Source organism: Aurantimonas manganoxydans SI85-9A1 (assembly GCF_000153465.1).
Taxonomy (GTDB): domain Bacteria; phylum Pseudomonadota; class Alphaproteobacteria; order Rhizobiales; family Rhizobiaceae; genus Aurantimonas; species Aurantimonas manganoxydans.
In genome coordinates this window covers 1,057,876-1,076,021 of the sequence record NZ_CH672387.1, presented here as the reverse complement: position 1 = coordinate 1,076,021, position 18,146 = coordinate 1,057,876, and the positions used below count along the sequence as shown (strand labels likewise).

Below are 18,146 nucleotides of genomic sequence, written 5' to 3'. Positions count from 1 at the left end.
AACTGTAGAGTATGAGCGTTGATCTTTCCCGCCTGAAGGCATACGCACCGCAGGCACGCAAGGACTTCCGCAAGGCCGTCATGGAGCGGGCGGCTCGAATCGGAATCACCGCCGGCGGCATCGTCGAGGCGCAGCGGCAGGGCGACGTCTTCGTCGTAGGCGGTACGGCCTACGACAAGACGTTCGGGAAGCAGCGCGACGCCCTCATCTCCAAGGTGAAAACCGAAGGTTTCGATCAAGCGATTGAGGGGATCGCCTACACATGGTTCAATCGCCTTGTCGCGCTTCGATTCATGGAGCTGCACGAATATCTCGATCATGGTTTCCAGATCGTCGGGCCCGGCACGGCCGGCGGAACGCTCCCTGAGGCTCTTGTCAACGCCGAGCTGTTGAACCTGCCGCGGCTTCCGATCAACAGCGTCCGCGAGATGAAGATCGCCGGTGACTACGAAGAAAAGCTTTATCGAGCGATCCTGATCGCCCAGTGCAATGCCCTCAGCGAGACCATGGGCTTCATGTTCGAGAAGATCGGCGATGCAACCGAACTTCTGCTGCCTGACAATCTGCTCGCGACAGACGGCCTCATCCGCAAGCTCGTGCAGAACTCGGACACAGCCTCTTGGCAGGATGTCGAGGTCATCGGCTGGCTGTACCAGTTCTACATCTCCGAAAAGAAAGATGACGTTTTCGACAAGCTGAAGAAGAAAAACATCAAGATCACTGCGGCAAACATCCCGGCCGCCACGCAGCTTTTCACGCCCCACTGGATCGTGCGATATCTGGTCGAGAACTCACTCGGTCGGCTCTGGCTTCTGAACAATCCATCTTCGAGGCTCGCCGAGAAGATGGACTATTACATCGCGCCTGAGGAGCCTGAGACCGATTTCCTGAAGATCGGTTCTCCCGAGGAGATTAAGGTCTGCGATCCCGCCTGCGGCTCTGGCCACATGCTGACTTACGCCTTCGACCTCCTGTACATGATCTACGAAGAGGCCGGTTACCGGGCTCGCGACATCCCGGCGCTTATTATCGAGAAGAACCTTCAGGGTATCGAGATCGATGACCGCGCTGGGGCGCTTGCAGCCTTTTCGCTGACGATGAAAGCTCGAGTGCAGGACAGCCGGTTCTTCACACGTTCAGCAGAGCCGCAGATTTGCGTTTTGGAGGACATTGTCTTCACCGAAACGGAGATGCGGGACGTCTCCGCCGTGGTGGGCAATAACTTATTTACGGACGAGCTGGGCGAGACGCTGGGTCAGTTCGAGCAGGCGAAGAACTTTGGCTCGCTGATCGTGCCGAAGCTGCGCGATCCGGCCGAGACGCTGCGGGTGGTCGAGGCGCGGGAATTCGGCGGCGATCTGCTGCTGAAAGAGGTGCAGGAGCGCGTCGTGGCCGTGCTGCGCATGGCCGAGGCGCTGTCGCCGAAGTATCATGTGGTGGTGGCCAACCCGCCGTATATGGGCGGGAAGGGAATGAATGGGAAGCTGGTTAACTGGGCCAAGGAACACTATCCCAACCACTATTCCGATCTCATGACGTGTTTCATGGACCGAGCGTCGATCCTTTGTTTAGAAAATGGTAAATGGGGGATGATCAATCTTCCGTCTTGGATGTTCCTAAGTTCATTTGAAGACACTCGACGCCAACTGATAAACCACCTAACAGTTGAATCGCTTTTGCAGCTTGGTCGAGGCATCTTTGGCTCCGACTTCGGCAGCGTTGCATTTGTAGTGTCGAAAAGGCAGCATTTTCCAGGACACAAGGGCACGTACCGCCGTCTTTTCGAAAGACATGTCGACGTTCGCAAACCCGAAACAATTCGTGACCTCTTCTTAGATCGGGATGTTGGCTATTTCCCCCTATCGCAGGAGGAGTTTCGCAAGATCCCGGGCCTTATTTTCGCATATTGGATTAGCGAAAAGGAACGTGATCTTTATTCCAGCGGCGAACTCTTAAAGGACATTTCTGCGCCGAGGAAAGGAATGGATACGGGCGAGAATGAACATTTCCTGAGATTCTGGCACGAAGTCTCCCAAGACCGCGCTGATCTAACGGGAGGACAGGAACAAGGCCGCAGGTGGGTCCCCTATAATAAAGGTGGAGAGTTTCGTCGCTGGTATGGCAATAGGGACATTGTCCTAAACTGGGAGGGCAACGGATCGGAAGTCAAGAGCCGCCTCACTTGGAAAAAGAAAAAGCCGACCATTCGGAATAGCAAGCACTTCTTTGAAGAAGGTTTCACCTGGACTACCGTTTCGTCGGGTGGATTTTCTGCTCGATATTCACCGAAGGGTGCAGTCTTCGACAACGGCGGCTGCACACTTTTCGCTGATTCTGATCTTTGGAAATTCGGAGCTTTCTTAAATTCCACTGTGATGAGCAGGTATCTTGAGTTCCTGTCGCCAACTCTCAACTTTCAGCCGGGCGATATCGGAGCGGCACTTTTTCCCAAGGCTGTGTTGCCGAAAGTTGCACCGGCAACGGCTCTCGTTTCATATGCCCGCGCCGACTGGGACGCCTACGAAACCTCCTGGGATTTCACCACGCTCCCGCTGCTCTCACTCGCTCACCGCGGCGAGACGATGGAGGACAGCTACGCAACGCTCCGCGACCATTGGCAGTCCATGACTGACGAGATGCAGCGGTTGGAGGAAGAGAACAATCGCATCTTCATTGACGCTTACGGACTGCAGGACGAGCTGACTGCCGAAGTGCCGATCGAGGAGATCACGCTCACCTGTAACCCCGCCTATCGCTATGGCGTTAAGGGGACGGAAGATGAGCGGAAGGACCTCCAGCAGCGGGACACGATCCGCGAACTCATCTCTTATGCCGTCGGCTGCATGATGGGACGATACTCGGTGGCCGAGCCGGGGCTCGTTTACGCCAATGCCGGAAACGTCGGATTTGATCCGAGTAGGTACGGCGGTTTTCATGCTGACGACGATGGCATCGTTCCGGTCACCGACGTCGAGTGGTTCCCTGATGACGCAACAACGCGCTTCATCGATTTCCTTCGACTGACGTTCGGCGAAGAGAGGCTCGGCGGGGACCTCGATTTCGTCGCAGACTCGCTCGAACCGAAAAGCAAGACGTCCGCTTCGGAGACGATCCGAAAATATATTTCCCGAGCATTCTTTAAGGACCATCTGAGAACATACAAGAACCGGCCGATCTATTGGCTATTTTCGTCCGGGAAGGAGCGCGCTTTCGAGTGTCTCGTCTATCTGCATCGGTACAACGAAAGTACCCTCGGCCGCATGCGGGCCGAATATGTCATTCCACTTCAAACCAAGATGCAGAATCGAATCCAGACGATCGAGGGCGAAATTTCTCGGGGAGATCTGTCGAGCGCTCAAATGAAAGCTCGCACGAAGGAACTTGCCGTTCTTGAAGCCAAGAAGGCTGAACTCGATCGTTTCGAAGCCAATCTTCGGCACGTGGCCGAAGAACGGATCGCGCTCGATCTCGATGACGGCGTGAAGGTCAATTACAGCAGGTTTGGCGACCTCCTCGCCGCGACGAAGCTGGTCTGTGGCACGAAGGACGAGGGCTGATGGATACCGATCGCATCCAGGTCGCGCTCAGCCGGTTCCTCGCTGAGAACAAGGTCGTCTTCTGGTCCGATCCAGAAAGAGAATTCGAGGATGTGCTGTCGTCGCTCGACGTGGGTGGCGCGACGGTCATTAGGGTGTCGAGATCGCCGGCTCTCGAAGCGAAACTGGCGATCGCCGCCGGCGCCGCCGATTCTCGGTTCCTGGTCTATGAGGATCAGTCTCGGCCGGAACCGGCCGACGATTGGCTTCTCGACATCCGCCTCTACGCGAAGGGCTTCGCTGCGGATCGCTCGACCCATATCCTTGAGGATCTCGGCCTACATACGCCGGCCCTGCGGGATCATATCGCGCAGCGAGCCAAGTTTTTCGCGAGCCGCGAGCGCCTGACAAGGTTCAAGCGTTTCGTCTCGCCGAAGGACAACGAGGTCGATATCGATCGGAAGATCATGGCGAACCTGCTCCGGCTGGACAACGCCGACTTCTTCGGCATCGTCATCGCGATTTTCGATGCCTTCCCGGACCAGTCCGACATTTCCCGCCCACCGGAGGTCTTCAGCGAATTCGCGAAGTACGATGTCGAGGAGTCCTTCTGGAGACAGGTCGATGCGGTGTTCGGATTTGCTGATCCACGTCCCTCGCTCGGAAACCTCCTGATCCGTCTTCTCGTCACCGACTTCACGCGAAAGCTGAATGGCAAAACGCCTAAGGCGCTCGAGCACCTGAAGCTTCGTGGGCAAGGTACGTCGAACACCGCCGTCTGCGTGGCACAGTGGCAGGACAGTCACGCCCGGCATTCGAGCTTCGATAGGCTTTCCGATGCGGTCTCTAACGCGATCAAGCTAGGGGATCATGTCGGTTCGGTCGATCCCGAATATCTCGAAGACACACGCACGTTCTCTCTGATCGAGCGGCGGCTCGCCTCCGGCCTCCGGAATCGGATCATCGACACCGATACCGCGGTCGACGTCGAGGAAGTCGCTTCCCTGTGCCGTCGGCGGAAGGACGGGTACTGGGCCAACGAAAGCCTGGGTGACACAGCACCTCGCAAGGCCTATGCGCGGACATACGACGCGTTGGAGTACGCGGCGCGCCTCTTCAGTCTGCGCGGCGCCTACGCCTCAGGCTTTTCGTTCGAGACGGTCGAGGAGTTCTGGCAGGCCTACGAAACCGACCTGTATCGGTTCGATCAGCTCTACCGCCATTTCTGCGAAGCTGCGGATCAGGTCGAGAGGCAGGGATGGGATATCCTCAAGACGCTTCGCCAGAAGGTCGAGGACGTCTATGGGAACGGATACGTCGCGAAGCTGGCGACCGCCTGGGGCCCATTCGCGGCAGAGATGATCAGCTCGAAGTGGCAGATCTCCGGCGTGCCAAGACAGTCGCGCTTCTACGAGAAGCGGATTGCTCCCATCGTGCAAGAAGACGACAAGCGGGCCATCGTTATCATCAGCGATGCCTTCCGCTTTGAGGCCGCAAAGGAACTCGCGGACCAGATAAACAGCCGCGATCGCATGGAAGCGAAGCTGACGACGCAGCTGGGTGTTCTTCCATCCTTTACCGCGCTCGGCATGGCCTCGCTTCTTCCCCACAAGGATCTCGCATTTTCAGGCGGGGTCGTCACCGTGGACGGGAAGTCTTCGAGTGGAATGAAGAACCGTGGCGAAATCCTCGCGAAGCACGGCGGTGGCGTGATCGGCGCGGAGGAACTTCATGCGATGTCCGTCGACGAGGGGCGTCGCTTCCTCAGGTCGAACAAGGTCGTCTACGTCTACCATAACCACATCGACAAGACGGCCGACGGCGGCGATGAGGAAAAAGCATTCGACGCCGTCCGCAGGACGATCAACGACATCACGTCGCTGGCGATCCGTATTCTCGGCAGCCTGAACGGAACGAACCTCTTCGTCACCGCAGACCACGGATTTCTCTACCAGGAGAGCCCTCCGACCAGCGTCGACAAGAACGCGGTCGAGGACAAGCCTGAAGGCGTCGTCTTGGCGAAGAAGCGCTATTACGTGGGCGCGAAGCTCGGATCGCATCCAGGTGCTTGGTCCGCTCCTCTCTCGCGCACTTCGGACGTCCGCGACGACACTGAGTTCTGGGTTCCGAAGGGCACGTCCCGCTTCCACTTCATGGGGGGTGCCCGCTTCCTTCACGGCGGCGCCATGCTCCAGGAAATTTGTGTGCCGGTCCTGCGGATCGCCTACTCGAAAGACAAGGATGCGAACGACGTAAAGTCCCGGCCGGTGCAGATCACCGTCCTCGGCGCGAATAACCGGATCACGACGCCGCGTCGCAGCTTCGACCTTATGCAGACCGAGCCCGTCTCCGACCGCGTTCGTCCGATGAGTGTTACTGTCGCGATCGTCGGCTCCGACGGGCGTCCGGTCTCGGATATCCAGAAGGTCACGTTCGACAGCAAGACGCCGACGATGTCGGAAGACTGGAAGCAGACCGTTCGGCTGACTCTGGCCGGGACGGCGTTCGATAAGTCGCAGCGATTTTTCCTCGTCGTCCGGAACGCCGAGACCAAGGTTCAGGAGTTGAGTCAGCATGTCATTATCGATCTCGCCATCGCCCGCGACTTCGACTGAGGTCGACGAACTCGTCGTTCGGCATTTCGGTGGCAAGGTCGTCCGCAAGGATCTGACCAAGCTCCTGAAGGAAGGTGCGAACGTCCCGGTCTATGTGCTCGAGTACCTGCTCGGCATGTACTGCGCGTCCGACGACGAGGCGACGATCCGCGATGGCCTGGAGAGCGTGAAGCGTATCCTTTCGGAGAACTACGTCCGCCCGGACGAGGCCGAAAAGATCAAATCGACGATCAAGGAGCGGGGCAGCTTCAAGGTCATCGACAAGGTGACCGTCAAGCTCAACGAGAAGAAGGACCGGTACGAAGCACTGCTCTCGAATCTCGGAGTGAAGGACGCCTTCATCTCCAGCGCCGACGTCCGCAGATACGAAAAGCTCCTCTCGGGCGGGATCTGGTGCATCGTGACCATGCACTACCTCTACGAGGAGGGCTCAAAGTCCTCGCCGTTCTCGATCTCGGATCTGAAGCCGATCCAGATGCCGAACATGGATATGCCGGAGCTTCTTGAGGGACGCTCTCACTTCTCTGAGGAGCAGTGGCTCGACGTCCTCTTGCGATCGACGGGCATGGAGCCATCGAACTTCGATAACCGGGTGAAATGGCACCTCCTTTCCCGTCTCATACCGTTCGTCGAAAATAACTACAATTGCTGCGAACTGGGCCCTCGCGGCACCGGCAAGAGCCACGTCTATAAGGAATGCAGCCCGAACAGCATTCTGGTGTCGGGCGGCCAGACGACCGTTGCGAACCTTTTCTATAACATGGCCAGCCGGGTCGTGGGGCTCGTCGGCATGTGGGACGTCGTCGCGTTCGACGAGGTTGCCGGCATCAGCTTCAAGGACAAGGATGGCGTCCAGATCATGAAGGACTTCATGGCGTCGGGCAGTTTTGTCCGCGGGCGAGAGTCAGTGGCCGGTTCGGCGTCGATGGTCTTCGTCGGCAACATCAACCAGCCCGTCGATACGCTGGTGAAGACCAGCCACCTCCTGGCGCCGTTCCCCGAGGCAATGATCGATTCCGCGTTCTTCGATCGCTTCCACGCCTATATCCCCGGCTGGGAGATTCCGAAGATGCGCCCGGAATTCTTCACCAACCGGTTCGGCCTCATCACCGATTACCTGGCTGAGTACATGAGGGAGATGCGGAAGAGGAACTTCTCCGACGCGATCGACCACTATTTCAAGCTCGGCAACAATCTGAACCAGCGGGACACGATTGCTGTCCGTCGCACGGTTTCGGGACTCCTGAAGCTTCTCCATCCCAGCGCCGACTACGACAAGGAAGCTGTCCGCCGCTGCCTCGAATATGCCCTCGAAGCCCGCCGGAGGGTAAAGGAGCAGCTGAAGAAGATCGGCGGCATGGAGTTCTACGACGTTCACTTCTCCTATCTCGATAACGAGACGCTGGAGGAGACTTTCGTGAGCGTGCCCGAACAGGGTGGCGGGAAGCTGATCCCGGAAAGCCAAATGAATCCCGGGACGCTCCACACGATCGCCGCTGGGGCGAAGTCGGGCCACCGTAGCCTGTATCGCCTGGAGGTGCAGACAACGACCGGCAGCGGGAAGTTCACCGTGTCCGGCCTGGGATCAAACCAGAAAGCCAAGGAGGCGCTCGGGATTGCCTTTGATTTCTTCAAGGCGAATGCGGGTCGGATCAGCGCGAGCACTCGGCCGAGTGACCACGATGTCCACGTCCACACCGTGGAGCTACACAATGCAGGGGCCCCGACGGCTATCACCCTCGCGGGATTCGTGGCCCTCTGCTCGGGCATCCTGAAGAAGCCGGTGCAAGGTCAGATGGTGATCCTGGGCGATATGAGTCTCGGCGGCAGCGTAGTGCCGGTTCAGGATCTCGCCGAATCGCTCCAGATGGCTTTTGACAGCGGGGCAAAGAAAATCCTGATCCCGATGGCCAGTGCTGCAGACATCCCAACGATCCCAGCGGAATTGTTCACCAAATTCCAGACGTCGTTCTTTTCGGATCCGGTCGACGCCGCCTTCAAAGCATTGGGGCTGAATTGAGTGCGATCATGAACAAGACGGAAGCCTTTGGGTCCTACGGTGTAAAATTGAAGAACGTCCGTTGGAGTTGGTCTGCAAAAGCAACGGACGACAGCTTGGTCGTTCTCACATTCTGGAAGGATAAGCTCCTCTTCGACAAGGCGACAAAGACATACTCCTACGACGATTCGGCATGGGAGGCTGCCGACGAGGTGAACCGACCCGGCAATTCCGAACGACGTGAATACATCAGGCTTGCACTTGCCAAACTAGGCGGAGTCGTCCGCGTGGTGGTCGCGACTGCGGAAGACACTAAAGCGAGGCCTCGGAAAATCGCGAGCGCTCATCCACTTCCGAGGGTTCTCATGAAGATCGTGGAATTCGACGACGAAACCGGACAATTCAAAGCACACAGCATTCCGACCCCATCACAATCGGCTGGAGGCTAAAACCGGCTTCCAGTTAGCCGCGGGCCGCAATGCGAAACCGCGCAATCGCGATGTTGAACGATAATGGCCGACACCTGACGGATATAGGCAGCAAGCGTTACAATCAATCCGAGTGATGATTCGGTTATGGCTGTACGATGGGTATCACATACGTCTTCGAAGACACGCTGGATGCAGTTCTTGAGCGTATAGACCGTACCGCGGCCCCGGGCGGGTCTGTGAAGCCGTCGTTCATCTGTCCGTTCTGTAAATCCGCCTTCCCGAGTGCAGGTGCCCGGCAGTTGCACGTAGCGAACCAGCACCGGCAGGAGCGGCCGGTCCTTTTTCTCAACTCTCAGGAGTGCCCTCGAGAAGTGAAGGTCCGCGGGCGAGCAATGTTTGCGCTGGCAAATGTGACTGACACAGCGATTGAAGTCGACGGCCAGGCCTGGATGAAGGTCGATAGGAGCGATCTGCCCCTTCTTCTTGAAGGACTTCGGGATAGGCATGTCCGGGTGCGGCTCGCGAATGGCTGCCAGCCCAACATGATGCCAACCGAAAGCGAGTATCGCCTCGATTTCCGCATTGCAGATGAGCAGGCCCTCATCGCGATCGAAAACGCTTTCGAGGAACACGTTCGCGGCAGAGGCATGACGAAGACGAACATGCGGTTGTTCGTCGAAGATGCGCGCTGCTCCGCGATTGGCAAGAGTTACGCCGAGGGACTCTACCTCTACACGCTCGGCCTGCTCCTGAAGGAAAACCCAGGTGAGGGCCAAGTGACGGCGTTCTCCGAATATCCTGAGCGACTTGCCCGGGCCTACGAGGCACTCCGGAATTTCGATCGGCCCCTCGCCCGTCTGATTTCCACGATCACTTCGTTCATGCTCAATGACCTGAGCGCGCTGACTGGGTCGAGCGGCTTCGCCGATCTGGACATCGCCTCGGACATGCTTGCCGGGAAATCCCACTCGTCGCCCGCTGAGGTTCGGGGCGTCGCCCCTCCGCGGATACCATGTCCCGTTGATCATGGGACGAGCAGAATGCTCGAAATGGCGAAGCGGTTCGCAAACTACGATCGTTGGAGCGACCTGATAGAGGAAGAGTGCCGAGAGGTCTCCTCCAGTCGGAATTTCGACCTCCGCGATCGCAGGAAGGTGCTTGCGTTCTGGGCGGTCACTGCGCTTCGATTCCGACGAAAAGACAAGGCTCAGGAGCCTCTGACGCAGATCGCCGGAATCTATCCCTTCGAGAAGTGGGCGGCCGGACACATGGCAGGTGCAAACGCATGAACGATAAAACGGCTCCGAAGAACCGTCACCGCGAAATGAGCAGGAAGCGAAAGTCGTCTCGGCAGAATGCCAGTCGGAAGAATGAGATTGCAGCCGACTTCGCTGCGGAGCGGCCAGATAGCACCAAGCCCCTCTTGAAGGATACCGATAAGCGCCGCCCAACCAAAGCTGCGCCGGAAGAAGAGGAAACAGCGGTTCGGAACGGGCCGCGTCCAGGCAGCGAAATGGAAATGGTTGCCGAGCTGGATGGTGCCGTGGCCAACGACATTGAGGCGAATAGCGATAGCCTCGATGAAGGTTCTTCGAGCAAGGCGGTTCAGACCGACGCGGACGCCACAGGAAGTGAGAAGAAGACTCGGGTAGAGCCTCTTCTGGCGGCTTGGTTCGGTCCGGAAAAAGTAAACATCGCAGCATTCCTGAAAGCGTTGAAAGCAGCCAATAAACGGCGCTTCGATCACGATGATACTCAGGTAGCAGAGGCTGCACAGCGGTCAAACGACCCTGACGGGAGCCGGCTTTGGGTGCTGGCAAACAACGCGTCGTCCGCACCAGCAGTGGAAGCTTGGGTCTGGCCTTATGTACGATTGAGAACCTCGGCGATCGTTGGCAGAGAGATTGATCTGTTTTCGGCGCCCCCCACGCAAATTCTTCGTCGCCTCATCGCAGGTGTCGGCCGATTGACGGAAAGTGACGAAGATCGGCAATCAGCGAGATCCTTGGAGACTGATCTGCGACTCGGGATCGCATGGCTGATCGAGAAGCGAGGCCTTGAAGTGCTTCCGGTCGTCGATGTTCTTAAGCACCTCTACGTCGAGAAGCCGAATGAGGCCGAGGTTCGAATTCGGCGAGCGATTACTCGCGGCACCATGTCGGAACTTCGCACCGCAGTCACGGCACTTGCCATGGCTGAAGACCGAGTTCGGAGTGCAGTGGCCGCACGGGATGACGAGCGAAATCAGAAAACGGATCTTCGGACACGTCTCGATCGGGAAGAAGCTCGCAATGCCGAATTGAGCCAGAAGCTCACGGGGTTGGAGCGTGAAAAAGAGGATATGGCCGCGCTTCTGGATCAGACGCGACTAGAGGCACGCAACGCCGACCAGCACGCAGGAAACGACATTGAGCAGTTGAAGGCAGATTTCCGGGTCAGACTGAAACGGGTCGGTGACTTCGTATCCGATGCTGCGGACGCCGTCGCGATCGCCGCCGAGGAAACGTCTGGTGTGGGCAAAGAAGCCATGGATGCCGCCGACGAGCGAATTCGCCAGATCCAGGCAATGATCGAGGAGATGGGGCGATGAGCGAAATTTACGGTATTGATTTCGGCACGACGAACAGTCTGATTACCAGGATCAGTAACAAGCGGGCGCTCCATCTGCTCAATCACGAGACCAGGCCGCACCCTTCGGTCCTCTGGTACCGCGGTACTGAGGTTGTTGTCGGTACCGATGCGCGAAACAGCTTGGACCTTGACGAAGGCGGCGCCCCTCCCGGCTTCGTGCGATCGCCCAAGATGCATCTGCGTCAAGGCACACCGATATTGGTCGACGGCCGATCGATCGATCCCTCGGACGCGATTGCAGAGGTTCTGCGGTACCTCGTCAAGGATGCCTCCAGATCACGCGAAGGACGGGACGGCGCCAATGTTCGCCAGGCTGTAATGACGATCCCCGTCAACTTCGGCGGCCCTGAAAGACGAGCCTTGCGCGCAGCCGCGAGCAAGGCTGGCATTGGCGTCGTCCAGTTCGTCCATGAGCCCGTCGCGGCGCTATACGCTCATCTTCGATCACTGGACAACTTCGCACGTGAGGTCGCCCGAATGGGCGATCGAAACATGCTTGTCTTCGATTGGGGCGGTGGGACCCTCGATCTGACGCTTTGCCGCATCCAGGGCGGAACGATCCACCAGATCGAGAGTCTCGGCGACAACGAGGTAGGTGGAGACCGGTTTGACGAGCGACTCCGGAACCTGATTCGGGCGAAACATGGTCAGGCACGGGACATCGACGATGTTGTTTCCCTCGAGCATCCCGGGATGGGGGCGAAGCTTCTGGCCGAGTGCGAGAAGCTGAAGATTGCCTTGTCTCAGCCTGGCACGACAACCGGTCGAATCATTGTCAGGGACTACCTCAACCTGCCAGGCCCGGAGCGGAACCTAGTTCAGACGATTACGATCGAGGAGTTTGAGGACGCCAGCCGGCAGATCGTCAACCGTGGATTGGCGCTGGTGAACGCGATCCTGGAAAAAGCTGGGCTCGAAAGCCAGGACGTTGCTCTTTGCCTCGCAACAGGTGGGATGGTGAACATGCCCGCTATCCGAAACGCCCTCGCGGAGTATTTCCCGGGTCGGTACAACGCTCCTGCGAACGGTGACAGGATTATCTCGGAAGGTGCCGCTTGGATCGCTCACGACGCCCTTCGGCTTCGCCTGTCGAAACCCATCGAAATTCTCAGCGCCGACAGTTCCGGTAGAGGCACCTATCACACCCTTGTTCCCGCTGGGACGGAACTGCCGATGGAAGGCCAGGTCTTATCGGCGCCGAATTCAAGGCTGTTCTGTACCGATCCAACGGAAGGCGTGGCTTGCATAGAGTTTGCCAAACCGGTTGCCCCCGGACGGGTGCCCTCCACCGCTCCCCGGGTTACGCTGCACTCTGTCAGTGTTGCCGTGGATCCAAAAGCAAACCCATTGATCGAGCGAGTTACCTGCAATCTAGAGATCGACCATGATTACGTTGCCAAGGCCGTTCTTCGCTCTCTGGGGCGAAAGGATACCCAGCAGATCGAGTTTCACGATCTCGATTTTGCTCTTTCGCTGCCGATAGACCGACCAGACCTCGACGATGAAGAGGATGAACCGCTCCCACCGGCGTCAAAGAAGCCGTCTGTCGGGCCTGACTTGATCAGAGTCCGGGATGTGAATTTGGCTCAGCGTACGAACGTGGCACTGGACGTGAAGGGGGATAACCGAACAGACCCGTATTGGCGAGTGGTTCCGGGCGATCTCGTAGATAGATACAAGCCGAATCACTTCGACACTCGTTCGGACACAGCCTCACCGCGGCAGCGAGAGGAAAGGCTGTTCTACCAGCCTTGTGTGCATTGTGGACGATCGATTTCGGTGATCATGGCCGATGGCCCGATCGAATCATGCCTGGGAAGGGTTGAATGTCGGACCGGCTGATTCCCGGCCCAGAGAAATCAGAATCACTATTCGCTCTGTCTAAGTACGTATCCCAGACCCCACCTGCCAAGGAATCCGTTCTCGGCAGGCAGGAAAACAACAGCCGCCCGACCGTTGCACGTTATGCGAGGAATTTTCCCGTCAGGCGGGAAGAAATGCGTTCTTTGGGGGTGAATCAGCAAACTATGTGTCGCGAGACAAGTGGTACGCCCAAGGGGAATCGAACCCCTGTTTGCGCCGTGAGAGGGCGCCGTCCTAACCGCTAGACGATGGGCGCTTGCTGGTGAGCGAGGATATAACCGGGCGATTTGCTCGATGCAAGGGGGACATCGGGCAAATTCTGCGAACTATTGCGGCAGCGCGTAGCGGGCCGTGATGCTGCCGTCGGTGAGCGACACAAGGTACAGCGAGACCTCGGACCCGTTGCGAACGCGCAGGAGCGCCTGCTTGCCGTCGAGCGAGCTTTCCAGCACTTCGCTGCCCGCCGGCAGCGCGATGGTCGTCTCGATGCCCTCCAGCGGCCCCGGCCCGCCCATGGTGCGGTAGACAATGGCCGCCAGCACGGCCATAAGCCCGATCGTCATGATCCCGATCGAGACCACCAGCAGCCGCACCATCTTGCGCCGCAGCCGTTCGGTCGCCGGGTCGAGCGGCTTTTCGGTGTCGTCGTTGTCCTCGATGCTCATGGCGCGTCCGGTCGGTCTGGCGGCGGCATCGTCCCGAAGGATGCATCTGACCTCGGGACGGGACACCGCATTGAGAGGGATCAAAATGCCTGTCACTCCAGCGGATCGGGCACTGTGATGGTCGACATCGCTCCTACAGGGCCGCAAGCCGCCGACACAAGCCGCTTTCTGGTCGAGGACGACCGGGCCGGCATCCGGCTCGACGCCTTCGTCGCCGCCGCCAGCGACGGCGCGCTGTCGCGCAGCCGCGCCCAGGCCCTGATCGCCGACGGCCAGGTCACCGTCGACGACGTCACCGTCACCGTCGGCAAGCGCAAGCTGGTGGCGGGCGAGATCGTCGCCGTCGACATTCCGCCGCCGTCCGATCCCGAGCCCCTGCCCGAGCCGATTCCGCTGACCATCGTCTTCGAGGACGAGCACCTTGTCGTGATCGACAAGCCGGCCGGCCTCGTCGTCCATCCGGGTCCGGGCAACTGGACCGGCACGCTGGTCAACGCGCTGATCCACCATTGCGGCGACAGCCTCTCCGGCGTCGGCGGCGTCAAGCGGCCCGGTATCGTCCACCGTCTCGACAAGGACACCAGCGGCCTGCTGGTGGTGGCCAAGTCCGATGCGGCGCATCAGGGCCTTGCCGACCAGTTCGCCGCCCATGGCCGCGACGGCCGCCTGTCGCGCGCCTATCTGGCGCTGGTCTGGGGCGTCCCGCTGCGCCCCAGCGGCACGATCGACGCGGCGCTCGGCCGCTCCACCACCGACCGCGTCAAGCGCGCCGTCGTCGCCGCCGACCGCGCCGACGCCCGCCATGCCGTCACCCGCTTCAATCTGGTCAAGGCCTCGATGCTGGACGACGGCATCGCGTCGCTGGTCGAATGCGTGCTGGAAACCGGCCGCACCCACCAGATCCGCGTCCACATGGCGCATATCGGCCATCCCCTCGTCGGCGACGACGTCTATGGCGCCGGCTTCCGCAGCAAGTCGCGGCGGCTGGAGGACGACGCCCGCCATGTCGTCGAGCGCTTCGATCGCCAGGCCCTGCACGCCTTCCGTCTCGGCTTCGTGCACCCGGTCACCGGCGAGGATCTGGCGTTCCAGGCCGATTTGCCGGCCGATATGGTGGAACTGTGCGCCGCCTTCGGGATTTCTACAGGGTAAGACCCGTTGCCGAGGCCATTGGTGAGCGTTCGCGAACAGATCGTTCAGCGCGCTGATCCCATGATTTTGCCGTGCAATCGGCCGGGGTAATCCCCATATCTGAAAGGTGCGGGCAGGCGCAGGCGGCCCGCACACCGACCGGCTTTCGCGAAAAGCGGTCGTCTGCAACGATGGAGGGCGCACATATGGCCCAAGCCAATCTCCCGAGCATCTCCTCGGGCGAAGCCGGCCTCAGCCGGTATCTGGAAGAGATTCGGCGGTTCCCGATGCTGGAGCCGCAGGAAGAATACATGCTGGCGAAGCGTTACGCGGAACATGACGACCGCGACGCGGCGCACAGGCTCGTCACCAGCCATCTGCGGCTCGTCGCCAAGATCGCCATGGGCTATCGCGGCTACGGCCTGCCGATCGGCGAAGTCGTGTCGGAAGGCAATGTCGGCCTGATGCAGGCCGTCAAGCGCTTCGATCCGGAGCGCGGCTTCCGTCTGGCCACCTATGCCATGTGGTGGATCAAGGCCTCGATCCAGGAATACATCCTGCGGTCCTGGAGCCTCGTGAAGATGGGCACCACGGCGAACCAGAAGCGGCTGTTCTTCAATCTTCGCAAGATGAAGAGCCGCATTCAGGCGCTGGACGAGGGCGATCTGCGCCCCGATCAGGTCTCGCAGATCGCGACCAATCTCGGCGTGTCGGACGAGGAAGTCGTGTCGATGAACCGCCGCCTGTCCGGCGACGCCTCGCTCAACGCGCCGCTGCGCGCCACCGAGGGCGAATCCGGCGAGTGGCAGGACTGGCTGGTCGACGACAGCGAGACGCAGGAAGACCTGCTCGCCCGCAACGACGAGCTCGACCAGCGTCGCGGCATGCTGCAGCAGGCCATGGGCGTGCTCAACGATCGCGAACGCCGGATCTTCGAGGCCCGCCGCCTCGCCGAGGATCCGCTGACGCTGGAGACCCTCTCCGGCGAGTTCGAGATCAGCCGCGAGCGGGTGCGCCAGATCGAGGTACGCGCCTTCGAGAAGGTCCAGAAGGCGGTGCGCGACACCGCCGACGCGACCAACCGGGCGCTGCGCACGGTCGAGCAGCCTGCCGCCTGACCGGAGGCATCAGCGAAAATAAAGAAAGGGCCGGTCCGCAATCCGCGGGCCGGCCCTTTTCGTAGGATGCACTTCCTGCGGATGCCGCGGCCCGCAACCGTCCCCGCCGTCAGGCGCGGCGGCGGTCAGGCACGGCGGGCAATGCGCGTCAGGTCTTGGCCTTCCAGGCCTCGATCGCTTCCTTGAACACCCGGTCACCCGGCACGCCCTTCTCGATCGACATCAGCGCTCGGCGGCCCGAGGCATAGGCGATCGGAATATCGATCCACTGCTCGTTCTGCAGGAGCGCCATGTTGTTCTGCATCGCCTGTTCGAGATTGTTCAGGGCGATGATGAAGAAGCCGTCGGAGATCTTGCCCGCGACCCCGATCAGCGGCTCGCCGCGCGCCTGCTCGGAGGGCTTCAGGGCCAGCCGCTGAACGTTGGCGACACTGCCGCCGGCAAAGTTCTCCGGCGTCGTGAACAGCAGCTCGATGACATGGCTGGCCGGCAGCGTCGGGTCCGCATTGCGCCGGATGGTCATGGTCATCTTCAGGTTTTCGTCCGGAATCTCGGCTTCGGCCCGGATCGCCGGCTCGGGCGGCTGCCCTTCTGTCGGCGACTCATTGACCACCGACCAGACGACGTCGCCGCTTTCCTGCGTGCCCGGCACCGTCTCGGTGCGCTCCTGGTAGAACACCGCGTCCTGCGCGACGCCCACCCCGTCCTCGGACGGATCGACGGCGGCGACCTCGGTCTCCCCGGCGGCCGCATCCTCGGCCGGCGCGGCGTCGGGCGTCTCCGCCGCGGTCTCGGCTGGCGTCTCCGCTGGCGCGCCAACGACTTCGGGATTCTCGCCGATTTCGCTGGCAACGGTCGGGCTGCCCGAGAGGTCCGGCGTCTCCACCGGCGAGGCGGCGGCGATGTTCGTGCCCTCGTCGAAGGCGTTCGGCGCGACCTCGGCCGGGCCCTCGTCGACTTCGGTGCCGTCCGGCAGCAACCTCTGGGTGAACTGCCGCGTCGATTCCCGCGCGGGCGTCGTGGTCTCCGGCGCGGTCTCGCCCTCGGCGTCCGGCGTTTCGGCTGCCGGATCGACCGCGGCGACGCCGGTCCCGGCCTCGTCTGTCGGCGTCGGCGCGGGCGTGCCGTCGGCGTTATTCGTGGCGATCGTCTCCAGGCCGGCCGGATCGACCAGCATCGCCTGGATGTCCTCGCGATACATCCAGCCGGCCGTTCCCAGCCCGCCGAGGATCAGCACGGCGGCAACGGCCGTGATCGCACCGCGATTGCCGGCACCGCCGGACTTGCGACGCTGGCGCGCGGAGTAGCGCGGCGCGGTCAGGTCGGCAGCGGGGATCAGGTCGTCGTCCGAGCGGATGCCGGCCGGCAGCCGGTCCTCGTCGTCATGGGCATCGTCCGTCCCGGCAACGGCGGGACCATCGCGACCGCTCTCCTGCGACGGCACGATGAACGGTGCCCCCACGGCGGCGGGACGGGCCCCGCCCTCGGGCTCTTCCGCGGAGACCGGGAAGAAAGGCGGCGGATCGCTGCGCCCGGCATCCTTGGCCGGTCCCGGCCTTGCCGGCGAAGCCGCGCCGGCGCCGGCCCCCTGCGGCTTGGTCGCGGACGGCGTCGGGGTGGCGGGCGTCTCACGCTCCCAGGCCGAATGCGTGTTGGCCCCGCCGGCGGCATCAGCAGTTGGGCGTCCACCGTCGAAGGACGGTTCGATGCGGCTGTCCGGCTGCGGCGCGCGCGGGCGCTCGGCCGGCGGCGTCTGCGGCCGTGGCGGCTCGGACGGTCGCAGGTCGGACCGCGGGGACATCTCCTTCGAAGCTGCTGCCGGCGCATCGGCAGGCGCAGACGCGGGCGGCGCTGCGACCGGCGCGGCCAGTGGCGCGGCCGCTGCCGCTGGCTCGCCAGCGTCGCCATCCGCTTCGGCGCCCTGGTCGAGATAATGCTGCTCGGTGCGCGCGATGGCGTCCTCGAGCGCCGACTGGCGTGCGGCGACAACCTCCTCGGCAAGAGGAGGATTGGCCGCCTGGATCTGCCGCTGGATCGCCGCGCGGGCTTTCTCGTAGACCTTCGCTCGCATCTGCGGCGTTGCGCGTGGCAGGCCATCGATGGTCTTGCGAAGTACGCCGCTCAAATCCGCCATGGATCGCAGTCACTCACTCGTCT

General features: G+C 60.9%; 11 protein-coding genes and 1 tRNA gene. 9 read left to right on the top strand and 3 right to left on the bottom strand.

Going from position 1 to position 18,146, the window contains the following annotated elements; genetic code table 11:
* Positions 1-11 precede the first annotated feature (11 nt).
* From pglX to SI859A1_RS05040, 7 genes are all read left to right on the top strand, one after another.
* Positions 12-3,557 carry a BREX-1 system adenine-specific DNA-methyltransferase PglX gene (gene pglX / locus SI859A1_RS05065; RefSeq protein WP_009208771.1) on the top strand — a complete coding sequence of 1,182 codons (3,546 nt, stop codon included), beginning with the start codon at positions 12-14 and terminating at the stop codon, positions 3,555-3,557.
* Positions 3,557-6,151 (top strand): BREX-1 system phosphatase PglZ type A, encoded by a 2,595-nt coding sequence (pglZ, locus tag SI859A1_RS05060; protein WP_009208770.1) that lies wholly within the window; start codon positions 3,557-3,559, stop codon positions 6,149-6,151. The genes pglX and pglZ overlap by 1 nt, the downstream gene beginning before the upstream one ends.
* A complete protein-coding gene (gene brxL / locus SI859A1_RS05055; RefSeq protein ID WP_009208769.1) occupies positions 6,111-8,171 on the top strand; it encodes a protease Lon-related BREX system protein BrxL in 2,061 nt (686 codons plus the stop codon). The genes pglZ and brxL overlap by 41 nt, the downstream gene beginning before the upstream one ends.
* A gap of 8 nt (positions 8,172-8,179) precedes the next feature.
* Entirely contained in the window at positions 8,180-8,599 is a 420-nt protein-coding gene (locus tag SI859A1_RS21315) for a hypothetical protein (protein ID WP_009208768.1), read from the top strand.
* 137 nt (positions 8,600-8,736) lie between these two features.
* Positions 8,737-9,870: a hypothetical protein gene (locus SI859A1_RS05050; RefSeq protein WP_040325303.1), complete on the top strand. Its 1,134-nt coding sequence runs from the start codon at positions 8,737-8,739 to the stop codon at positions 9,868-9,870.
* Positions 9,867-11,171 carry a coiled-coil domain-containing protein gene (locus SI859A1_RS21310; RefSeq protein ID WP_148233737.1) on the top strand — a complete coding sequence of 435 codons (1,305 nt, stop codon included), beginning with the start codon at positions 9,867-9,869 and terminating at the stop codon, positions 11,169-11,171. Before SI859A1_RS05050 ends, SI859A1_RS21310 begins: the two co-directional genes overlap by 4 nt.
* Complete coding sequence (locus SI859A1_RS05040) at positions 11,168-13,054, top strand: Hsp70 family protein (RefSeq protein ID WP_009208766.1); 1,887 nt, start codon at positions 11,168-11,170, stop codon at positions 13,052-13,054. Before SI859A1_RS21310 ends, SI859A1_RS05040 begins: the two co-directional genes overlap by 4 nt.
* A 202-nt stretch (positions 13,055-13,256) precedes the next feature.
* Here SI859A1_RS05040 and SI859A1_RS05035 read toward each other — a convergent pair.
* Together SI859A1_RS05035 and SI859A1_RS20760 are read right to left on the bottom strand one after the other, a co-directional pair.
* A tRNA-Glu gene (locus SI859A1_RS05035) sits at positions 13,257-13,331 on the bottom strand.
* Between the two features lie 70 nt (positions 13,332-13,401).
* Positions 13,402-13,740, bottom strand: a complete 339-nt coding sequence (locus SI859A1_RS20760) for a hypothetical protein (RefSeq protein ID WP_040325298.1) — start codon at positions 13,738-13,740, stop codon at positions 13,402-13,404.
* Positions 13,741-13,857: 117 nt separating this feature from the next.
* Here SI859A1_RS20760 and SI859A1_RS05025 point away from each other — a divergent pair, with 117 nt between their 5' ends.
* Both SI859A1_RS05025 and rpoH read left to right on the top strand, forming a co-directional pair.
* Positions 13,858-14,892, top strand: coding sequence for an RluA family pseudouridine synthase (locus SI859A1_RS05025; protein WP_009208765.1), 1,035 nt, complete (start codon positions 13,858-13,860; stop codon positions 14,890-14,892).
* 185 nt (positions 14,893-15,077) lie between these two features.
* Entirely contained in the window at positions 15,078-15,989 is a 912-nt protein-coding gene (rpoH, locus tag SI859A1_RS05020; protein WP_009208764.1) for an RNA polymerase sigma factor RpoH, read from the top strand.
* Between the two features lie 148 nt (positions 15,990-16,137).
* Here rpoH and SI859A1_RS05015 read toward each other — a convergent pair whose 3' ends face one another.
* Positions 16,138-18,123, bottom strand: coding sequence for a hypothetical protein (locus SI859A1_RS05015; RefSeq protein ID WP_009208763.1), 1,986 nt, complete (start codon positions 18,121-18,123; stop codon positions 16,138-16,140).
* Positions 18,124-18,146: the final 23 nt, after the last annotated feature.